This window comes from Azospirillum sp. RU38E, assembly GCF_900188385.1.
In the GTDB taxonomy this organism is placed as follows: domain Bacteria; phylum Pseudomonadota; class Alphaproteobacteria; order Azospirillales; family Azospirillaceae; genus Niveispirillum.
On record NZ_FZOI01000006.1, the window covers coordinates 56,322 to 75,647 of the forward strand.

The 19,326-nt window shown below is 59.7% G+C and carries 12 protein-coding genes; 3 read left to right on the forward strand and 9 right to left on the reverse strand.

The genetic code is table 11. The features are described from left to right. Window positions 1-11 precede the first annotated feature (11 nt). Window positions 12-215, forward strand: a complete 204-nt coding sequence (locus CHB97_RS25930; protein WP_143270874.1) for a hypothetical protein — start codon at window positions 12-14, stop codon at window positions 213-215. A 91-nt stretch (window positions 216-306) separates the two neighbouring features. On the opposite strand, the gene CHB97_RS12790 is transcribed toward CHB97_RS25930, so the two are convergent. After that, a complete protein-coding gene (locus CHB97_RS12790; RefSeq protein ID WP_200819922.1) occupies window positions 307-3,039 on the reverse strand; it encodes a TonB-dependent receptor in 2,733 nt (910 codons plus the stop codon). Here CHB97_RS12790 and CHB97_RS26610 point away from each other — a divergent pair. Continuing rightward, window positions 3,038-3,331, forward strand: coding sequence for a hypothetical protein (locus CHB97_RS26610; RefSeq protein WP_200819923.1), 294 nt, complete (start codon window positions 3,038-3,040; stop codon window positions 3,329-3,331). The genes CHB97_RS12790 and CHB97_RS26610 overlap by 2 nt on opposite strands. A 46-nt stretch (window positions 3,332-3,377) precedes the next feature. On the opposite strand, the gene CHB97_RS12795 is transcribed toward CHB97_RS26610, so the two are convergent. From CHB97_RS12795 to CHB97_RS26380, 7 genes are all read right to left on the reverse strand, one after another. Next, window positions 3,378-4,787: a family 43 glycosylhydrolase gene (locus CHB97_RS12795; RefSeq protein ID WP_200819924.1), complete on the reverse strand. Its 1,410-nt coding sequence runs from the start codon at window positions 4,785-4,787 to the stop codon at window positions 3,378-3,380. Between the two features lie 11 nt (window positions 4,788-4,798). Then, on the reverse strand, window positions 4,799-5,842 hold the full coding sequence (locus CHB97_RS12800; protein WP_200819925.1) for an arabinan endo-1,5-alpha-L-arabinosidase: 1,044 nt from the start codon (window positions 5,840-5,842) through the stop codon (window positions 4,799-4,801). 61 nt (window positions 5,843-5,903) lie between these two features. Next, window positions 5,904-7,463 carry an alpha-N-arabinofuranosidase gene (locus CHB97_RS12805; protein ID WP_089288403.1) on the reverse strand — a complete coding sequence of 520 codons (1,560 nt, stop codon included), beginning with the start codon at window positions 7,461-7,463 and terminating at the stop codon, window positions 5,904-5,906. 80 nt (window positions 7,464-7,543) lie between these two features. Further along, a complete protein-coding gene (gene araD1, locus CHB97_RS12810; RefSeq protein ID WP_089288402.1) occupies window positions 7,544-8,533 on the reverse strand; it encodes an AraD1 family protein in 990 nt (329 codons plus the stop codon). Window positions 8,534-9,060: 527 nt separating this feature from the next. After that, window positions 9,061-12,378 carry a calcium-binding protein gene (locus CHB97_RS12815; protein ID WP_089367438.1) on the reverse strand — a complete coding sequence of 1,106 codons (3,318 nt, stop codon included), beginning with the start codon at window positions 12,376-12,378 and terminating at the stop codon, window positions 9,061-9,063. Between the two features lie 437 nt (window positions 12,379-12,815). Next, complete coding sequence (locus CHB97_RS12820) at window positions 12,816-15,032, reverse strand: Calx-beta domain-containing protein (RefSeq protein ID WP_160105824.1); 2,217 nt, start codon at window positions 15,030-15,032, stop codon at window positions 12,816-12,818. 225 nt (window positions 15,033-15,257) lie between these two features. After that, entirely contained in the window at window positions 15,258-15,431 is a 174-nt protein-coding gene (locus CHB97_RS26380) for a hypothetical protein (protein WP_160105826.1), read from the reverse strand. A 277-nt stretch (window positions 15,432-15,708) separates the two neighbouring features. On the opposite strand from CHB97_RS26380, the gene CHB97_RS26385 reads away from it, so the two are divergent. Beyond that, window positions 15,709-17,202 (forward strand): DUF4157 domain-containing protein, encoded by a 1,494-nt coding sequence (locus CHB97_RS26385; protein WP_089288400.1) that lies wholly within the window; start codon window positions 15,709-15,711, stop codon window positions 17,200-17,202. 313 nt (window positions 17,203-17,515) lie between these two features. On the opposite strand, the gene CHB97_RS12830 is transcribed toward CHB97_RS26385, so the two are convergent. Continuing rightward, complete coding sequence (locus CHB97_RS12830; protein ID WP_089288399.1) at window positions 17,516-19,318, reverse strand: IlvD/Edd family dehydratase; 1,803 nt, start codon at window positions 19,316-19,318, stop codon at window positions 17,516-17,518. Window positions 19,319-19,326: the final 8 nt, after the last annotated feature.

The following is a 19,326-nucleotide window of genomic DNA, read 5'->3' on the forward strand; positions in this document are numbered from 1 at the left end:
AGGAGATCAAAATGGAGATCACACACGACGCGGCTTTTGTAGTGGTAACAACAGCAGAAGAACTGAAAGAAGCCAGAAAGCTCTATCTTGGATCTGGCTACCAGGAGAATAACGCCCAAATATTTGATGACCTTACAGTCGACAACACCGCCATAGGAGGAAGCAAAAAAACAACAAAAAATGCTACCGTTGTTCTTTTCACAAAAGTAGCATGAACCTATCCAAGTTCAGTCCAACCCACCTCCAAAATTGACATGAAGCCAGCACTTCCATGTGGCAGTGCTGGCTTCAATCATTGATCGCTCTTCAATTAAACGTGTAGCGCACACCGAGAGAGAAGGTGCGGGCCAGCAGCAGGGTGCCGAGATTGTACTGTTCGGCATTGCCGGCATTGTCGAACTTGTAATAGTTCTGCTGCTTCGACCGGGTCAGGTTGACCGCATCGAAGGTCAGCCCCACCTGATCGGTGACATTCCAGGACAGCTGGAAATCCAGGCTTTCCTCCGGCTTGAACCAGACGCCGATCGGGTTGGCGAACAGCCGCGCCTCGTTATTATGCAGGAAGCCCTTGCGCCAGACATAGGACAGGCGCGCCCCGACCGGGCCATGATCATAAACCAGGGTGGCATTGTAGGAGAGCTTGGAGACGCCGAAGAATTGTGAGCTGGTCTGGCCGATAATATTTCCGGCGGCATCGGACAGCGGGATATTCTGCTTGGAATCCAGCAGGGTCAGGCTGCCGACCACCCCCAGACCATCCAGCATTTCCGGCAGATAATGCGGGAAATAGGTGGCCCCCAGTTCCAGCCCCTTCAACACCCCGTCAGAGGCATTGACCGGGCGGGTGATGGCGAAATAATCCGTCTTGCCGGCGACAATGCCATTATTGGGGATATATTCGCGCACCGTCAGCGGCACCACCAGCCCGTCAATCTCCCGGCGGAAGCCGGTGAGATAGAGGGCGCTGTCACGGTCGAAATACCATTCGACCGCCAGATCGATATTCTTCGAATGGGTGGGCTTCAGGTCGGCGGTGCCGGCACTGCCGCTGCCATAGCCCACATTGGTCAGGTCGCCCGTCAGCGAATAGTTGGGGTTGATATCCCCGAAATTCGGCCGGCGCAGCGTTTCTCCATAATTGAAGCGCAGACGCACATCAGAGGCCACATCATAACGCGCCGTGAAGCTGGGCAGCCAGCGGGCGGAACTCTGTGATACCTGCGTCAGCGCGCCATTCTTGTAGCGGTCGAAGAAATCATAATCGGTGCCGACATGCACATAGCGCGCACCGCCCTGCAGCTTCAGCGGCCGGTCGAAAATATCGATCTCCGCATCGGCCTGGACATAGGCGGACAAGGTTTCTTCATTGATATCAAACACCTTGGCCAGGGAAAGCTGGTCGGATGTCTTCACCTTGTACAGGCCGCGCACCATATCGGCATTGTCATAGAGCCAGTAACCGCTGGGCAGCACCCAGCTTGTCGGCACATCGGCCCGCCCGTCGAAGAAATCCTTGTTGGTGAACCAGGCCTCACTGGGCAGGGTGGAGAGCTTGGCGCCCAGATTGGCGGCATCCTGGGTGCGGACGGCAGTGGATGCCTTGCGGTCATCATAGCGGAAACCCGCCTTCACCTGACGCAGGAACCCGTCATCCCAATTATACTGCCCATCCAGCGTGGCGGTGAAGGCGCTGCCATCGGCGGTGTTGGCATTATCGTAAAGCTGCGCCACGTTCCAGACGCTGGGGTCGGCCAGCTTCGCATCATCCTCGAAATGATAGGAGGGAATGCCGCCACCGGCGTTGAAATCCGTCTTGATCTGTTTGGCGACCCGGTCGGTGCGCATGGCCAGGAATTCGGACTTGTTCTTGCTGGTCTGATAGGCGGCATCGGCAACAATCTTGGCATTGTCGCCGATGGCCCAGTCACCATTCAGCGCATAGACAAAGCTGTCCGTCTTCGACTTGCTGAAATCGCCGCTGTTGAAACCATAGACATCATCCACCGTCCGGGCCTTGACGATGTTGGTCCCGTCATAAAGCTGCACCGGGCCGGGATTGCCCCACCAGTCAACAAAGCTGAACTGCAGGCTGTTGAAGCTGGTGCCCCGGAAGCCGGAATAGAAGAATTCCGCCGTATAGGTGGAATTGTCGTTGGGCGACCATTGCGCGGCGGCATTGACCGACGGCCGTTCCCGCTTGCCATACAGGTCACTGCTGAACACGGCATCGCGGGACAGGTAATAGGGCACCTTGGTGCCATTGATGGTCAGCGCCGAACCGGGGGCCGTGGGCAGGCCGTAATCCAGGCCGGGCGTCCAGTTGACATTCTTGTCACCGGGGAAGATGCGTTCCAGCGGCTTCAGGCCCGCTGCGGCGGGCGGGGCTTCGGTGGCGAACGGCACCATGGCGCCCGCCGTGGTGGACATGTTGCGGTATTTGGAGCGGTTATAGCTGCCATTGACCAGCAGGCCGAATTCCCCGGCCCCCGTCTCCCAGCGGTCGCTGACCAGCATGGCGACGTTGGGGTTATAGCTGTCGGCTTCCTCATTATAGGTGCCGCGCGCCAGACCGGAAATGGTGAAGCCGTCGAAATCAAACGGCCGGCGGGTTTCCACATTGATCTGGCCGGCCAGGCCGGTTTCCATCTGGTCGGCGGCGCGCGTCTTATAGACATCCACCTTCTTCACCAGATTGGCCGAGACATCCTGCAGGGCAAAGGACTGGCCGGCGGCGGTGAAGATATTGCGGCCGTTCAGTGTGGTCAGCGGGTCGGTCAGACCCCGGATGGTGACGGTCGCCACCTCCCCGCCGCCCCGGTCGGTGACCTGGATGCCGGTCAGGCGCTGCAGCGCCTCCACCACATTATTGTCGGGCAATTTGCCGACATCCTCGGCCACGATGGAATCAACAATCTGCGTGGATTCCCGGCGCACATTGATGGCCCCCACCACCGAGGCGCGCACGCCGGTGACGATGATTTCTTCCAGTTGATCAGCCTGCTGCGCCTGGGCAGCACTGGCCAGTGTGAGAACGAGCATGGATGCGGAACAGAGTCCGCGTGGCGTGATGGCCATGGATATCCTCCCCCAAGAGGTCGCGGCGCATTGGTGCGCCTTTTTGAATTACTCAGACTATTTAATGGTCAGACAAATAAGGTGCAAGCAGTATTTCTGTCATGAAAGGGAGGGCGGTACGGATGTGGCCGTTTGGGCACAGGGGGCCGGGCTTTTCAAAGCCTTTCCCTTTCGCCACCACCATTCCCCGCCTGTGCGGGGAATGGTGGCTGAGCGGCTGGACATTGCAGGAGGACGCTTCGAAACGAATTGCTAAACCCGCCTCCCACTCCCCACACATCCTATTTATCAGACAAATATCCCTAATCCACCAACCACCGCGCCGCCTGCCCCGCTGCGGCTCCCACGCTCAGCCGTTCACCGGCCGCCACCAACGCCCGGTTGGGCGCCGCTGCCAGGACCAGCCGCACGGCACCGCCGTCGGCATCCTGGCGGGCAAAGGCGGTGGCTTGGGCGCGGGGGGCCAGGGTGACCGCCCCACCCGGCCCCACCATTACCGCCAGATCCGGCCGCAGGATGGGGGAGAGCAGGAAGCTGTCAGCCCCCGGATTGACCGGAACGGCGCGGAACTGTGTCGCCGGCAGCGCAGCGCTGCCGATCCGCAGCCCCTCCCCCGCCTGCACCAGGAAACGCCCTGGCTGCCCCACCGGGCTGAACCGTTCCGGCAAAGCCCCGTTGCCCACCGGCACACCGAAATCGGGGGTGCCGTCGGGCTGGTAATAAAGCCGCTGGATGCGGGTATGGCGGTTGGGGTCGAACAGGGAATCGCCCTTGATGTCCCGGTAATCACGCCCGTGATAGACCAGGATGTCGCGGCCCTGTTCATCCACAGTGAAGCTGTTATGGCCGGGGCCATAGACGCTGGTTTCGGCACTGGAAACAAAGACCGGCTGCGGCGATTTCTGCCAGACGGCCGGGTCCATGATATCGGCATCATCGGGGGCCGTCAGCAGGCCCAGGCAATAGCGGGCATCGGTGGCGCTGGCGGAATAGGTCAGGAACAGCCGGCCATTGCGGGCCAGCAGGGCCGGGGCTTCGGCTACCTTATAGCCCCGGATTTCCCAATCCAGGGTCGGCACGGTCAGCCGGGCCGGCGGCCGGGCCAGGCTGGTGGGGCTGGCCAGCGGGGCCAGATAGAGGTTGGAATTCGTCTCGATCCCCGGCTCCTTCTGCGCCCAGCAGATATAGCGCACGCCGCGATGGCTGAAGATGGTGGAATCCAGGGTGAAACTGTCCCATGGCGTCTGCAATTGGCCGGTCAGGGTCCAGCTACCGGTCAGCGGATCGGCATCGCGGCAGCTCAGCACATAGGTGCGGATATGGAACGGCTCCCCGCCATCGCCGGCGGCGAAATAGAGGTGCCAGGCCCCATCGAACCAATGCAGTTCCGGCGCCCAGATATAGCCGCCCAGCTTGCCCGTCGCCGGGCGGCGCCAAACCACGGCTTCACTGTCATCCGCCGCCAGCCCGGCCAGGGTGGGGCTGCGGCGAATGATCAGCCGGTCATATTCCGGGACGGAACCGGTCAGGTAATAATGCCCATCCGTATGGCGGAACACCTGCGCATCGGCGCGCTGGCGCACCAGCGGGTTCAGCGGGGCCGCCGCTGGACTGACCGCTGCGCGGGCGGCACCGTTGAACAGGCTGCCACAGGCCGGCAGGCTGGCGGCCCCAGCCAGGAACAGGCGGCGGGAAAGGGCGCTGTGCATCATGGTCGGTCCCCTCAATAATCCGCCACCGGCCAGCCTTCCGCATCCCAGTGGATGGGGGCGATGCGCAGGGTGGAGGCACCGTTATTCTGCCGGTCATAGGCGTGATAGACGACATACCAGGTGCCGTCCTTGTCCTGAAACGCACCGGGATGACCGGGGCCGCGGAAGCGCTGCTGTTCGGGCAGGTCGGCGCGCAGGAAGATGCTGCCGCCGCCCTGCATCATCGGGCTGCCATCGCGGCCCAGATAGGGGCCGGTAATTTCCTTCGACCGCCCCACCACGGTGTAATAGGTGCTGTTCACCCCCTTGCAGCAATAATCATAGGAGGCGAGCAGCCAGTAATAGCCACCATGGGGAATGATGAAGGGGGCTTCCACCGGGGCGGGCGCGCCGGCCGGTGCCGGACGGCGGGCGATGGAATAGGGTTTGGCATCGGCTGTCGGCTTGCCGGTCCTGGCATCCAGCGGGAACAGTTTCAGCCCGGTCCAGAAACTGCCCAGGGCCAGCCAATGACGGCCCTGCGCATCCACGATGACATTGGGGTCGATGGCGTTGAAATCATCCTTCTCCGTCGACATCAGGACCATGCCCTGATCCTTCCAGCCATAATTGGCGGCCTTGGGGTCCAGCGTCGGGCTGGTGAACAGGCCGATGGCGGAGCGATTGGACCCGAAGGTGGAGACGGCATAGTACAGCCGATATTCCCCATTCACGAAGGAGACATCGGGTGCCCACATCTCCTTCGTGCCGGGCACGGCCTTTTGCGCCCAGTCCGGGATCTGGGTGAAAAGCGGGCCGTTGGCCGTCCAGTGCTTCAGGTCCGTGGAGGTGCGGGAGAGGATATAGCGCCCCTTATCGCCCGGCACCCCGGTGCCGAAGACGTAATAGCGATCACCTTCCCGGATGATCACCGGATCATGGGTGGGGGCCAGATCGCCGGTCAGTTGGGCATTCAACGTGTCGCCACCCCTTTCCCCCACCTGCTGCGCCAGGGCCGGCGCTGTCAGCAGGAACAGGGAAAGGGCGGTCGTGGCCAAGGTGTTCTGCAACGCCATGGTTTCCTCCGTTTTCTTGGGAATCCGGGCCGGGGAACGAGGTCGTTCCCCGGCAACCGCTTCAGCGCAGGTCCAGCACCACCACCGATTTGGCCGGCAGCGTCACTGTCAGAACCCCGCCTTCAATGCGGGCATCGCTGAAGGCGGCGGGCTTCACCACATCCGGTGCGTTGAAATCATTATGGGCGTTGATGGCAGATGCCGTCAGCACCCGGCCGCTGACGGCGCTGGCGCTCACCCCTTCCAGCTTCACCGTCACCTTGTTGGCATTGTTGGGGTCCAGGTTGGACAGGCCGACATGCAGCCGGCCATCCTTGGCCCGCACCGCCGAGCCGCTGACGGCCGGCATGGTCCATTTATCCTTGGTGTAGCTGGGCGTGTCGATGCTGATGGGCAGCACGGTGGCATCCTGCCAGGGCTGATACATCGCAAACACATGATAGGTGGGCGTCAGCACCATCTTGGGCCCGTCGGTCAGCACCATGGCCTGCAGCACATTCACCATCTGGGCAATGGCGCTCATCTTCACGCGGTCGGCATGGCGGGCGAAGATATCCAGGGTGGTGGAGGCAACCAGCGCATCACGCAGCGTATTCTGCTGACGCAGGAAGCCCGGATTGGTGCCGGGATCGCCAGCATACCACGTGCCCCATTCATCCACGGCCAGCCAGACCCGTTTCTGCGGATCATATTTATCCATGATGGCGCTGTGCCGGGTGATCAGATCATCCATCCGCCGGGCCTCGGCCAGGGTTTCGGCCCAGCCCGCCTCATCGAACTGGGTGGCGGATGCCTTGGGCGGCCAGGCGCCGGGAACGGTGTAATAATGTAGCGACAGCGCATCCAGCTGCTTGGCGGCGACGCGCATCATCGTCTCCGTCCAGTCAACATCATCCACATTGGCGCCGGCGGCGATCTTGATGATCTTGGAACCGGCCGGCACCTTGATGAAGGTGGCATAGCGGCGGGTGACGTCGGCGGCATATTCGGCCCGCATATTGCCGCCGCAGCCCCACAGCTCGTTCCCAATGCCGAAATAGGGCACCTGCCAGGGCTGCTTCTGGCCGTTCCTGGCCCGCTCCTCGGCCAGGCTGCCGGCGGGGGCGGTCATATATTCCACCCAGTCGGCCATTTCCTGCGGCGTGCCATTGCCGACATTGCCGGCGACATAGGGTTCCGCCCCCAGCTGCTTCACCAGCTCCATGAATTCATGGGTGCCAACGGTATTGGGTTCGGTCACGCCACCCCAATGGGTGTTCACCTTCACCGGCCGCTTGTTCTGCGGCCCCACCCCATCGCGCCAATGATATTCATCAGCAAAACAGCCGCCCGGCCAGCGCACCACCGGCACCTTCAGCCGGCGCAGCGCCTCAACCACATCGGTGCGAAAGCCGTTGCGGTTGGGGATATTCTTGTCATTGCCAACCCACAGCCCACCATAGATGCCATGGCCCAGATGTTCGGCAAACTGGGTGAAGATGCGGCGGTCATAGGTGGGGCCGGGCCGGTCGGCCTGGATGGTGGCGCTGGTGGGCTTGCCGGCCGTCTGGCCCAGGGCGGCCGGCACCAGGGCAGTGACAGACAGCAGAACGGCCGTGATCCGGCGCAGGGACGCGATCATGGGTTTCCTCCGTTTAATTTTTTTGATTTTCATCGGCAAGGTCGGGCGGTGCGGTTACCCCTGCAACCGCCCGGCCACCGTCACAGCGACTTTACCGCCACATCCACCGCTGCCGCGCGTTCTAGCCGGTTGCGGGCCGGCAGGGTGAAGGGGGCGGCGGCGATTTCAAACACATCGCCTTCCTGCGTGCGCACCCCATCGCTGAAGGACAGCGTGGCGGTGCCGAAGAAATGCACATGCACATCGCCGGCGCGGCGGAACAGGTCATATTTGAAATGATGATGTTCCAGATTGGCCAGCGTGTGGGACATGTTGTCCTCACCGGACAGGAAGGGCTTTTCCCAGATCACCGCGCCATCGCGGACAATCCGGCTGCTGCCTTCCACATGGGCCGGCACATCGCCGATCAACAGTTCCGGCCCCAGCGATGCCTGGCGCAGCTTGCTATGGGCCAGCCACAGGTAATTATGCCGCTCCGTCACATGGTCGGAAAACTCGTTGGCCAGCGCCAGCCCCAGGCGATAGGGCGTGCCATCGGGGCCGATCAGATAGATGCCGGCCAGTTCCGGCTCCTCCCCGCCATCCTTGGCGAAGGACGGCATGGTCAGGGGCTGTTCCGGACCGACCAGCTGGGAGCCATCGCCCTTATAGAACCATTCCGGCTGCTGGCCCACCTGTCCGGGGGCGGGCTTGCCGCCTTCCAGCCCTTCCAGGAACATGCGCATACTGTCAGTGACAGCGCCCTGCTGGGCCGCCTTATGCATCTTGTCGCGGCCTTCCGCCGATCCCAGATGCGTCAGCCCGGTGCCGGCCAGCACCAGATGCGCCGGGTCTTCATGATCGATGGGGGCCAGCAGGCGGCCGGCCGCCAGTTCGGCGGCAATATCCACGGCCGCCCCCTGGCCACAGGCCGCCGCCTCTTCGGCCAGCGACCGGCCGGCGGCAATGGCGCGCAAGGCCAGTTCGCGCACGGACGCGACGCCGGGCAGGAAACAGGCCGCTTCCCCTTGCGCGAAAATCACCGAGCGCGCGCCATCGGCGGCGCGATGCTGCAACAGACGAAGTGCCATCTTTCCTCTCCCGTCACGCCGCTTCGGGCGCACTGTTCATTTCCAGCCGGCGAACCGGCTTGCCAATAACTCTGACATATTACAGGTGGGCGCGATTGGCAATGATGGATGCGCACGGGGGAGAATGAAAGAAAAACGCTGGCACCCCCAGGGAGGGCCAGCGTCAGGATCATCTATTTGTCTATGTAATACCAATCCGCCGAGGGCTTGACCCTTGGCGGATTGGAGGCCGGCGACCGCCGGCCCGCCGCACATGCGGCGCAAGCCAAGCTGCCGGATGGCAGCGCCCGGCGACTGAGGGAACCTGAAATCTCCCTGGATCGGTCACGATCAAGGGAGATTGGTATAATACCAACCCGCCGAAAGGTTGACCTTTCGGCGGGTTGGAGGCCGGCGACCGCCGGCCCGGCACCACGTGGTGCCGTAAGCCAAGCTGCCGGAGGCAGCGCCCGGCGTCTGAGGGAACGCAAAATCTCCCTGGATCGGTCACGATCAAGGGAGATTGGTATAAATTATCGGGCCGTTGCTCAGATCAGCGCATCACCCGGCATATCCGACCCCATGGCCAGCAGCCCCAGGCTGCCGCTGTCGGCCGGCAGATAGGCGGCGCGGCCTTCCGCCCGGCCGGCATATTGGTAATGGTTGATCAGGGCGGCATGGTTCAGGCCAAAGGCGCTCAACAGGTCGGGGTTCAACACGGCATAGGCCTCCGCATCGAACCCGGTCGTCTGCCGCCCTTCTGCCCTGCCATTATTGATGTAATGGCGGATCAGCGCCGCCTCATCCAGGCCGAACGCCTGGTAAAGATCGGGGTTCAGGGCGGCATAGGCTTCCACATCAAAGCCGATGATCGTCCGCCCCTCTGCCTTGCCGTTATTAATGTAATGGCGGATCAGGGCGGCATGGTCGGTGCCGAAGGCATTGAACAGGTCCGGGTTCAAGGCCGCATAGGCATCGACATCAAACCCGCTGGTCACCCGCCCTTCCGCCTTGCCGAAGCGCAGATAATGGCTGGTCAGGGCCGTCGCGTTCAGCCCGAAGGCATTGAACAGGTCGGGGTTCAGGGCGGCGTAGGTTTCCACATCAAAGCCGGTGGCCACCCGCCCTTCCGCCTTGCCATAATTCACATAATGCCAAGTAATGGCCAGGGCATTATCACCGAACGCCACCACCAGATCAGGGTTCAGCGCGCGATAGGCCGAAAGGGAGAAGATCGGGCTGGTTGCCAGATCATCATTCAAAATGGTGCCGGCGACGGTCAGGCTGCTGCTGCCATCCAGCAGCCGGGCGCCCTGCAGGTTGCTGATCACCAGCTGGACGGTTTCATCCTTTTCCACCAGCGCGTCGCCCCGCACCTCCACCGCCACCGTCGCGGTGGTTGCCCCGGCGGCGATGGTCACCGTGCGGTCGACAGCGGTGTAATCCGTGCCGGCCGTGGCTGTGCCGCCATTGGTGCGCACATTGAAACTGACGGCACTGCTGGCCGCCGCCGACAGGGTGATGGTGTAGGTCAGCTGTGTCGTGGCACCCGTCGCCCCTTCCAGCACCGAATTGGCGCTGGCCGACAGATAGGGGGTGCCGGGGGTGGCGGTGGGGGCGGCAACGGTGCGGTCATCGAATTTCAGCCATTCAATGCCGCTTAAACTATCCACCTCCCCCTTGCTGCTGGTCACGCGCAGGTCGCTTCCCGACAGCGCGATGCTGTAGCTGGCATAGGTGCCGGTGAAAATGGCCGTATCGGTCCCCGCCCCGCCCACCAATGTGTCATTGCCGGCACCGCCGGTCAGGCTGTTATCGGCCAGATTGCCGGTCAGCAGGTCATTACCATTGCCGCCAATGGCATTTTCAATGACGGTGCCATAGCCGATGAAGAACTGACCTTCGCTGAGGAACAGGTCTTTCTGGCTGCCGAACCAGCCCCAGCCGCCATCGCGCAGATCAATGGTAACGGCCTGTGCGGCACTGCTGGCCGACACCGTATCATTGCCGCCGCCATCCCAGATGTAACGGCCCACCTCTGTGGAAGACAAAATATAGGTATCGGCCCCGTTGCGGACATCTTTGTTGGGGCCATAGATATATTGGATGGCGGCGATATCATAAACGCCAAGCCCGGTACTGCTGGTGAAATTATAGGACATCTGGGTGTTATTGCGGCTGTCCTCCGCCGTGGGCAGATAGGGGGGGGAGGCACCGCCGCCGCCAACATCATAATTGCCGGGATGTTTGAAGCCCAGCGTATGGCCGATTTCATGAATGAAGGTTTGCAGCGACACACCGTCAGAATCCATCCAGACGCTGCCGCTGGCCGTGCCCAGGGTGGCGTAACCGGCAACACCGGAATTAAGTTGGGCGGCGGCAAATTGAATGTCCGGAGCAGCAGAGGTTTCCACGAAGCTGACATTCGCCACCGCCGCCCAGAGGGTGAACGCATCCCGGGCCTGTGTTTTCTCCGCCGCGTTGAAAACGCGCGGGCTGGTGCCGCCATAATCCAGCTGAATCGACAGATCCGTCCGCCAGCCAAAGGTGACCACGGTCTTGTCGGCGCTGTCCCGCGCCATATGGGAATGATTTGCAACAAGCGACTGGATGAAATAGGGGGCGGCCGATCCTTCGCCGACATAGCGTATCGTTTCGATGGAACCATCAGGAATATAGCCGCGCACGGAGACAATCGCCGTATCGTTGGTGCCAGCCGTATCCCAGATATAATCTTTCAGATCATCGATGTAATAGGTGTCATTGCCGTCGCCGCCATAGAGGGAATCGGCACCCGCCCCGCCGATCAGCGTATCGTCGCCATCATTGCCATACAGCGTGTCGGTCCCGTCCCCGCCCTGCAGGCTGTCATTGCCGGCCCCGCCATCCAGCGTATCGTTCCCGGCCCCGCCGATCAGCGTGTCATTGCCGCTAAAGCCATAAACACCGTCGTTACCATCACCGCCATCCACGCTGTCGGCGCCATCGCCGCCATAGAGGGAATCATTGCCGATCCCGCCGATCAGCGTATCGTCGCCATCATCGCCATACAGCGTGTCGGTCCCATCCCCGCCCTGCAGGCTGTCATTGCCGGCCCCGCCATCCAGCGTATCGTTCCCGGCCCCGCCGATCAGCGTGTCATTGCCGCTAAAGCCATAAACACCATCATTGCCATCACCACCGTCCAGGCTGTCGGCGCCATCGCCGCTATAGAGTGTATCATTACCGATCCCCCCGATCAGGGTGGCGTTGGACATGGTGCCATAGGTGGACAGGTAATCATCCCCCGCCCCGCCATCCAGCAGGTCGTTGCCGACACCGCCATAGAGGCTGTCATTGCCATCGCCGCCGACCATGCTGTCATTGCCATTGCCGCCATAAAGCGTATCGCTGCCGGTGCCGCCGCGCAGGGTGTGATTGCCCGTCGTGCCATAGACCGACAGGTAATCATCACCGGCCCCGCCATCCAGCAGGTCGTTCCCGCTGCCGCCATAGAGCGAATCCCCCCCCGCCCCGCCGATCAGCGTGTCATTGCCGGCATCCTGGCCATAGAGCACATCGCTGCCGTCGCCCCCATCCAGGCTGTCATCACCGGCCAGCCCCTGCAGCGTGTCATTACCGGCCAGGCCCATGATCGTATCGGCATCGGCCCCACCGGTCAGGCGGTCACTGCCGCTGGTGCCGTTGATGGTCTGCGGGGCGGCCAGCAGCAGGGCCGCCCCCTCCGCCGCCGACGCCATCGGGGCGGATGTGACGGGGGTATCGACGGCCGGCAACTCCGCGACCGGCGGAACATCTACCGCCGGAGAGCTGCCCAGGAACGGCAGCAGCAAAGTGTCCCGAATATTGCCGCAAGCAATGCACATGACCAACCCCCGACCACCAGCGTTGAATTATTCCCGTTTTGTTTCCAGTATGGCGATAGCGATGCCGGAATTTCGGTAATAATACGTCAATGGAGGGCGTTTTCCAATCCACTTAGAGTCCGTCAAAGAACTTTCACTTCTTTTCCAATCTCTTAACCGTCATTCCCGCGAAGTCGGGAATCCAAAATCCGCGCTGTCGTCTGGATTCCCGCCTTCGCGGGAATGACGGTGGAGAAAGGGCAAGGTTTCGAAAGGCGAGATAATACCAATCCGCCGGAGGCAGCACCCGGCGCATGAGGGAACACGAAATCTCCCTGGATCGGTCACGATCAAGGGAGATTGGTATAACTTTCCGGACAGACACTTACCAGATGGAACTCTTCCGGGAGAATTGACTATTTCCACAGTTACGCGGATGGGGGCGACAAAGCAGAAATCTATGTCAATGCCCCTTCCACCATTCCCAATACCGTCAGATTTTGGGCAGACGGCAAAATAAAAGCCGGCCGATGTTCTGCATAACCCGCATATTGATAATGCCGGATCAAGGCAGCATGGTCCATGCCGAAGATACTTAACAGGTCCGGGTTCAAGATGGCATAGGTCTCAGCACTGAAACCATTGGTCGCCACGTTATTCCATTCCGTTTTCTGAATAAAATTACTCATTACCCAATCTTCATTCGGGCGATATTCAATATAATTTTGGTGGTCATTCGCCACATAGGCCTCTACGTCAAAGCCCAGCGTTGGGCGTCCTTCCGCCCGGCCATACTTGATATAATGCTGCACCAGGGCGGTCTCATTATTACCGAAGGCGCGGTACAGATCGGGGTTGAGCATCGCATAAGACTCAACAGTAAACCCATAAGCCGCGCGCCCTTCTGCTCTTCCATACTGCTGATAATGGTTGATCAGGGCCTCCTCGTTCAATCCGAAAGCGGCGAACAGGTCCGGGTTCAGGGCGGCATAGGCCTCTGGATCAAAACCGCTGGCCGCCCGTCCTTCCGCCCGGCCATAATTGATGTAGTGCCAGGCGATAGCCGTGGCATCATTGCCATAGGCTGCCGCCACATCCGGGTTCAGCGCCCGATAGGCGGTGATGGAGAATTGTGGCGGGATATCATTATCCACCACCAGCCCATAAACGGAAGTGGTTGGCGCGCCCCCGGTCAGTTTTGCCCCCTGGAGATCACTGACCACCAGTTCGATCGTCTTATTGCCGTCATAGATCTTGTTGCCAAGCACATTGACGGCAATTGTGGCACTGTTTTGCCCTGGGGCAATGGTCACCCGTTGCGTCAGGGGTTGATAATCGGCCCCGGCGGCGGCCGTGCCGTGGCTGCCGGTCGTCACCTGGAAGCTGACCGGATTATCCGATATGTAATCCGCCGGCGCGCCATTCTCATCGGTGAATTGGATGCTGAAGACCAGCTGGCTGACACCCCCGGCATCCGTCTCCGCCACCAGGCTGCCCTTGACGGTCAGGATCGGTTCCGGCTTGACGGTGGGCGGCGGGGGCAGCAAGGGCGGCGCCGTAGTGGTCCTGTCGGCAAAGCTCAACTTTTCAATGCCATTGAGCAGATCCATTTCACCGGACAGGCTGGTCACCGTAATGTTTTCGACACCGGCAATAATGGTATAATCGGCAAAATTGCCGCTGAAGACGGCCGTATCCTCCCCATGACCACCGATTAAGGTATCGTTGCCGAGGCCGCCGATCAGGGTATCGTCGTTGGCGCTGCCATCCAGCCGATTGGCCAAATCATTACCGGTCAGCAGATCCTGGCCGGAACTGCCCGTGGCATTTTCAATAAGGGTGCCATACCCAACAAAAAATTGCCCGGGATTAGTGAAATTGGAATTGTCGACCTGAACGGCAAATGAACCAAAATGCCCATCCCGCAGGTCAATCTTAACGCTGTAGATGGAGTTCGCCGCAGAAATTGTGTCATTTCCGCCCCCATCCCAAATATAATATCCAGTACTGGCATGAGTAACAAAATACGTATCATCACCCGTTCTAACAGTTTTATTGGGGCCATAAAGATATTGAATAGCCGCTATATCAAAGTTACCTAACCTGCTGTATCCGTCACCATTATAAGACATTACAGTGTTATTTTGCGTATCCTCGACATCGGGCAGGAAGGGCGGCTCCCCCACGCCGGAGACACCATTGTAATTACCTGGATGTTTCAGGCCCAGCGCATGTCCGATCTCATGCAGAAAGGTCTGCTGGGTGGCATATTGGGCATTGACCCATATATCGGTGACCGGCCCACCCACAACCGCATAGCCACCGGCCTGCATCGTCGCAGCACCAAACCGGATATCGGGTGCGACCCCGACGGTCGCTTCGACAAAATGGATATCGGCGACTTCTTCCCATTGGGCAAGGGCCTTACGGGCCAGATCCAACTGCGCAATGGTCATGATGCTGGGGTTGGTGGCACCGTCATAATACCCGGTTGAAAAATCCGGCAGCCATCCATAGACGATCACGGGCGCCGGCCCGCTATGGGGCTGCACCCCCCGGTAGCTGGCCACCAGCGCCTGAATAAAGTAGGGGGTATCAGAAAGCGCCGGCACCGCCTGCGCCGTCCGGTCGCCCGCAGATGATGGTGACAGGGGAACCGTGCCCAGCTGCTCCACAGAGAAGAGGCATTGGTTCTGCTGATTGCCGCATAAAACGCACATGGGGCTGCCCTTGATCCGCCTGTCCAGTGATCGGTATTCCAGCGCCCATCTCTGCTCACCGGCTCCGAAACCGGCCTATTTCATACAATTATCCGAGTGTATTTCCAATATAAACACAAGTGGTACGGTGACGTGGCCCGACTGGAAACGATCGGACCACGTCACCGCTTCACAAGGACGTCAGAACACAGCCTCGTCCGCCACCATACCCATGGCCATCCCCAGTAGGGGCAGGGGGCCGCTTTCCGCCGGCGGGAAGGCAGCGCGACCCTCCGCCCCGCTGGCCACCCGTTCCTCCACCTTACCATAGCGAAGGTAACGGTTAGCGCCGGGTGCGCTTAACCGAAAACGCACCCGGCGCGATGTTCCGCCAAGATATGCTACCGAAGCAGCAAAGCACCCTTCCACCAACGGGAAATTTATGCTATATATACTGCTACTTTTGGTGTTATACCAACCCACCTAATGGTTGACCTTCAGGCGGGTTGAAGGCCGGCGACTGCCGGCCCGGCACCGCGTGGCGCGTAAGCCAAGGCGGCGGATGAGGGAACGCGAAATCTCCCTTGATCGGTCACGATCAAGGGAGATTGGTATTATTATATCAAGCTTAAAATTTTAAAGCGAGGAAGCCATGGCAGAATATAAGAACGCGGCGTCGCACAAGCGCACGATGGCGCTGAAATCATTCTCCCGTCACGGCCAAGCTCGTCTTGAGGACCGGCGTCTTGATAGCTCCCCGGCGCAGCTAGAGGACAAACGAAAGCCGCAGGGGCCTTATGCAGGGGTGCTGCAAAAGGTCAGCGCGGCCACAAACACCGACCTGACGGGCGTCAAAATCCACACCAACTCGCCAGAGCCAGCCCGAATTGATGCCCATGGCTTTACCCGCGGCAACGAAATTCACCTTGCTCCCGGTCAGGAAAAGCATTTACCGCATGAGTTAGGACATGTCGTCCAGCAGATGGCGGGAAAGGTGAAGCCAACCGGTACGGTGAACGGTCTGCCCATCAACGACCATCCCGCACTGGAGAGAGAGGCGACGGAAATCGGTAACAAAGCATTTTCTGCAAGCCGCGCCGAAACATCGTCAACCAGGCCCGGGGCAAAACCGTCCATACAACGTCAAGCAAGGAGTCAGCCCCCCCACCGCCTGTCAATGGCGAATGGTGTGATCCAGCGGGCAGGCACAAAGCCCAGGGCGTTCTCGACGGATAGAAGGTGGGTAATCAAGGCAACCTCCGACCGAGAAGCATTTGTTTACGAGAATGCTAATGCATTAAAACTTAATACTATTCTGCCGAAATTCAAATTGCTTGTAACGCCGGAAGTCAAGGAGGGCGACGATTCTCTTACAATTATTTCTGAAAATTCGGACCCAATTACTATTACGGGAAAGAGAAAGGACAATGAAGCACTTGTAGAAGCCATAGAGGGAAAAATAAAAAAAATAATCATTTTGGAAAATATTGCTTATGAAGAAAAAGAATCTGAAACAGAGAAAAAATCAAATCAAATTGAAACTTGGGTCGGGGATATTAAAATTGGAAATAGAACAAAAAGTGAGAAACAATACAACAAAGAAAATGATGTAAATGTACCAACTAAAATAAAATTGGCGGAACATTTCATTAAGGACTATTTTCTCCGGGACAGCCGGAAAAAGGGATATGATTTCGAAAATCTCAGCAAATTTAGGAAATATATTGGCCGTAACATGGACAAAAAAAATAATATAAAAATTGCAGCGAGTAATATTTTCAGTAATCTCACAAAGATATACTCAACAATGACAGGGCCAAACAACAAAATTACACTTGTTGGTAGTAGTATTCTGTTTGTATTCAATATAAATACGCCTGATTCATCAGTGGCAAAATTAATCGACCCCGATCACCCAATTATATTGGACGAACCAAAAGAAGAAGGTAAAAAAATAGATGAAAAAGATCAAATAAAAAATGTCCCCAGTTCTATGATTGATAAAACTGATTTCAATGATAATTATGAGGATTTTGTTGAATGGTTTAATGAATGGAAAAATGAATACGGAGATGGATTGAAAAATGTTATGGAGATATTTTCTACGATATCGACATATCCAGAGGAGTTCGTAAGCGGTAAATAATACCAATCTCCCTTGATCGTGACCGATCAAGGGAGATTTTGCGTTCCCTCAGACGCCGGGCGGGCGCATCCGCGCCCTTGGCTCACGCCGCTACCAAGCGGCGGGCCGGCGGTCGCCGGCCTCCAACCCGCCTAAAGGTCAATCTTTAGGCGGGTTGGTATAATACCAACGATCACAATTCATGACTGTTGGTGCGGACGAGCCAAGCCAGCGGATGCTTGTGCTGGCGATTGAGGGCATGATACTTGTCCTAAAAAGAGAATCTCAGAGGGCAGGCTCGACCTTCATAGGCCGAGCCTGCCCCTTCAACCGGTCAGTGATTATCGCGCGGCAGGCCCTTGGTCTGGGCGATGCGCTGGTATTTTTCCGCCCCTTCCAGAATGGCACCCGTGTTCATCTGGCCCACCGTGGCGCGCTGGATTTCCTGCCAGGGCGTCTGGGAGGCCGGATAGGCGTAACCGCCCGCAGCCGCCAGCTCCGCCCGGCGCCGGGCCAGCTCCTCGTCAGAGACCTGCACATTGACGGTGCAGTTCTTCAGGTCGATGCGCACCCGGTCGCCGGTGCGCAACAGAGCCAGGGCGCCGCCCGCCGCCGCTTCCGGGGAGGCATTGAGGATGGAGGGGGAACCGGATGTGCCCGACTGGCGGCCATCACCGATGCAGGGCAGGGCGGAGATGCCTTCGCGGATCAGATAGGCCGGCGGGCGCATATTCACCACTTCGGCCGCCCCCGGATAGCCCACCGGGCCGGCACCGCGCATGAACATCAGCGTTTCCGGCGTGATGCCCAGCGACGGATCGTCGATGCGGTGATGGTAATCCTCCGGCCCGTCAAACACCACGGCGGGGCCTTCAAAGGCTTCCGGGTCGTTGGGGTTGGACAGGTAACGGTCGCGGAATTCCGGGCTGATCACGCTGGTCTTCATGATCGCGGCATCGAACAGATTGCCGCGCAGCACGATGAAACCGGCCTTTTCCTTCAGCGGCTGACCATAGGGGCGGATGACCTTCTCATCCTCAATCTCCACGCCCCGGCAATTATCGCCAATGGACTTGCCATTAACGGTCAGGGCGTTTTCGATGATGCGGCCCTGCTGCATCAATTGCGACACCACGGCGGGCACGCCGCCGGCGCGGTAATAATCCTCGCCCAGATATTCGCCGGCGGGCTGCAGGTTCACCAGCAGCGGAATATCATGGCCATGGCTCTGCCAATCCTGCAGGTCCAGTTCCACACCCATATGCCGGGCGATGGCGGCCAGATGGATCGGCGCGTTGGTGGAACCGCCAATGGCGGAATTCACCGCAATGGCGTTCAGGAAGGCGTCGCGCGTCAGAATGTCCGACGGCTTCAGGTCTTCATGCACCATCTGCACGGCGCGCAGGCCGGTGCGATAGGCCACTTCCTGGCGGTCGCGGTAAGGCGCCGGGATGGCGGCCCCGCCGGGCAACTGCATCCCCAGCGCCTCGGCCAGGCTGTTCATCGTGGTGGCCGTGCCCATGGTGTTGCAATAACCCGTGGACGGGGCGGAAGAGGCCACCAGCTTGATGAAACCGTCATTATCGATCTCACCAGCCGCCAGCATCTGGCGGGCCTTCCAGACAATGGTGCCGGAACCGGTGCGTTCGCCCTTGTGCCAGCCATTCAGCATCGGGCCGACCGACAGCGCAATGGCGGGGATATTCACCGTGGCCGCTGCCATCAGGCAGGCGGGCGTGGTCTTGTCGCAACCGATGGTCAGCACCACGCCATCCAGCGGATAGCCGTACAGCACCTCCACCAGGGTCAGATAGGCCAGGTTGCGATCCAGCCCCGCCGTGGGGCGCTTGCCGGTTTCCTGGATCGGGTGGACAGGGAATTCCAGCGGAATGCCCCCCGCCTCCCGAATACCGTCGCGCACCCGTTCCGCCAGCACCAGATGGTGGCGGTTGCAGGGGCTGAGATCGGAACCGGTCTGGGCGATACCGATGATCGGCTTGCCGGAGCGAAGCTCCTCCAGCGACAGGCCGAAATTCAGATAGCGCTCCAGATAGAGCGCCGTCATGTCGATATTGGCCGGATTGTCGAACCAGGCTCGTGAACGCAGCTTCTTCGGTTCGGTGGGCGCGGGGGTCATCACCAACG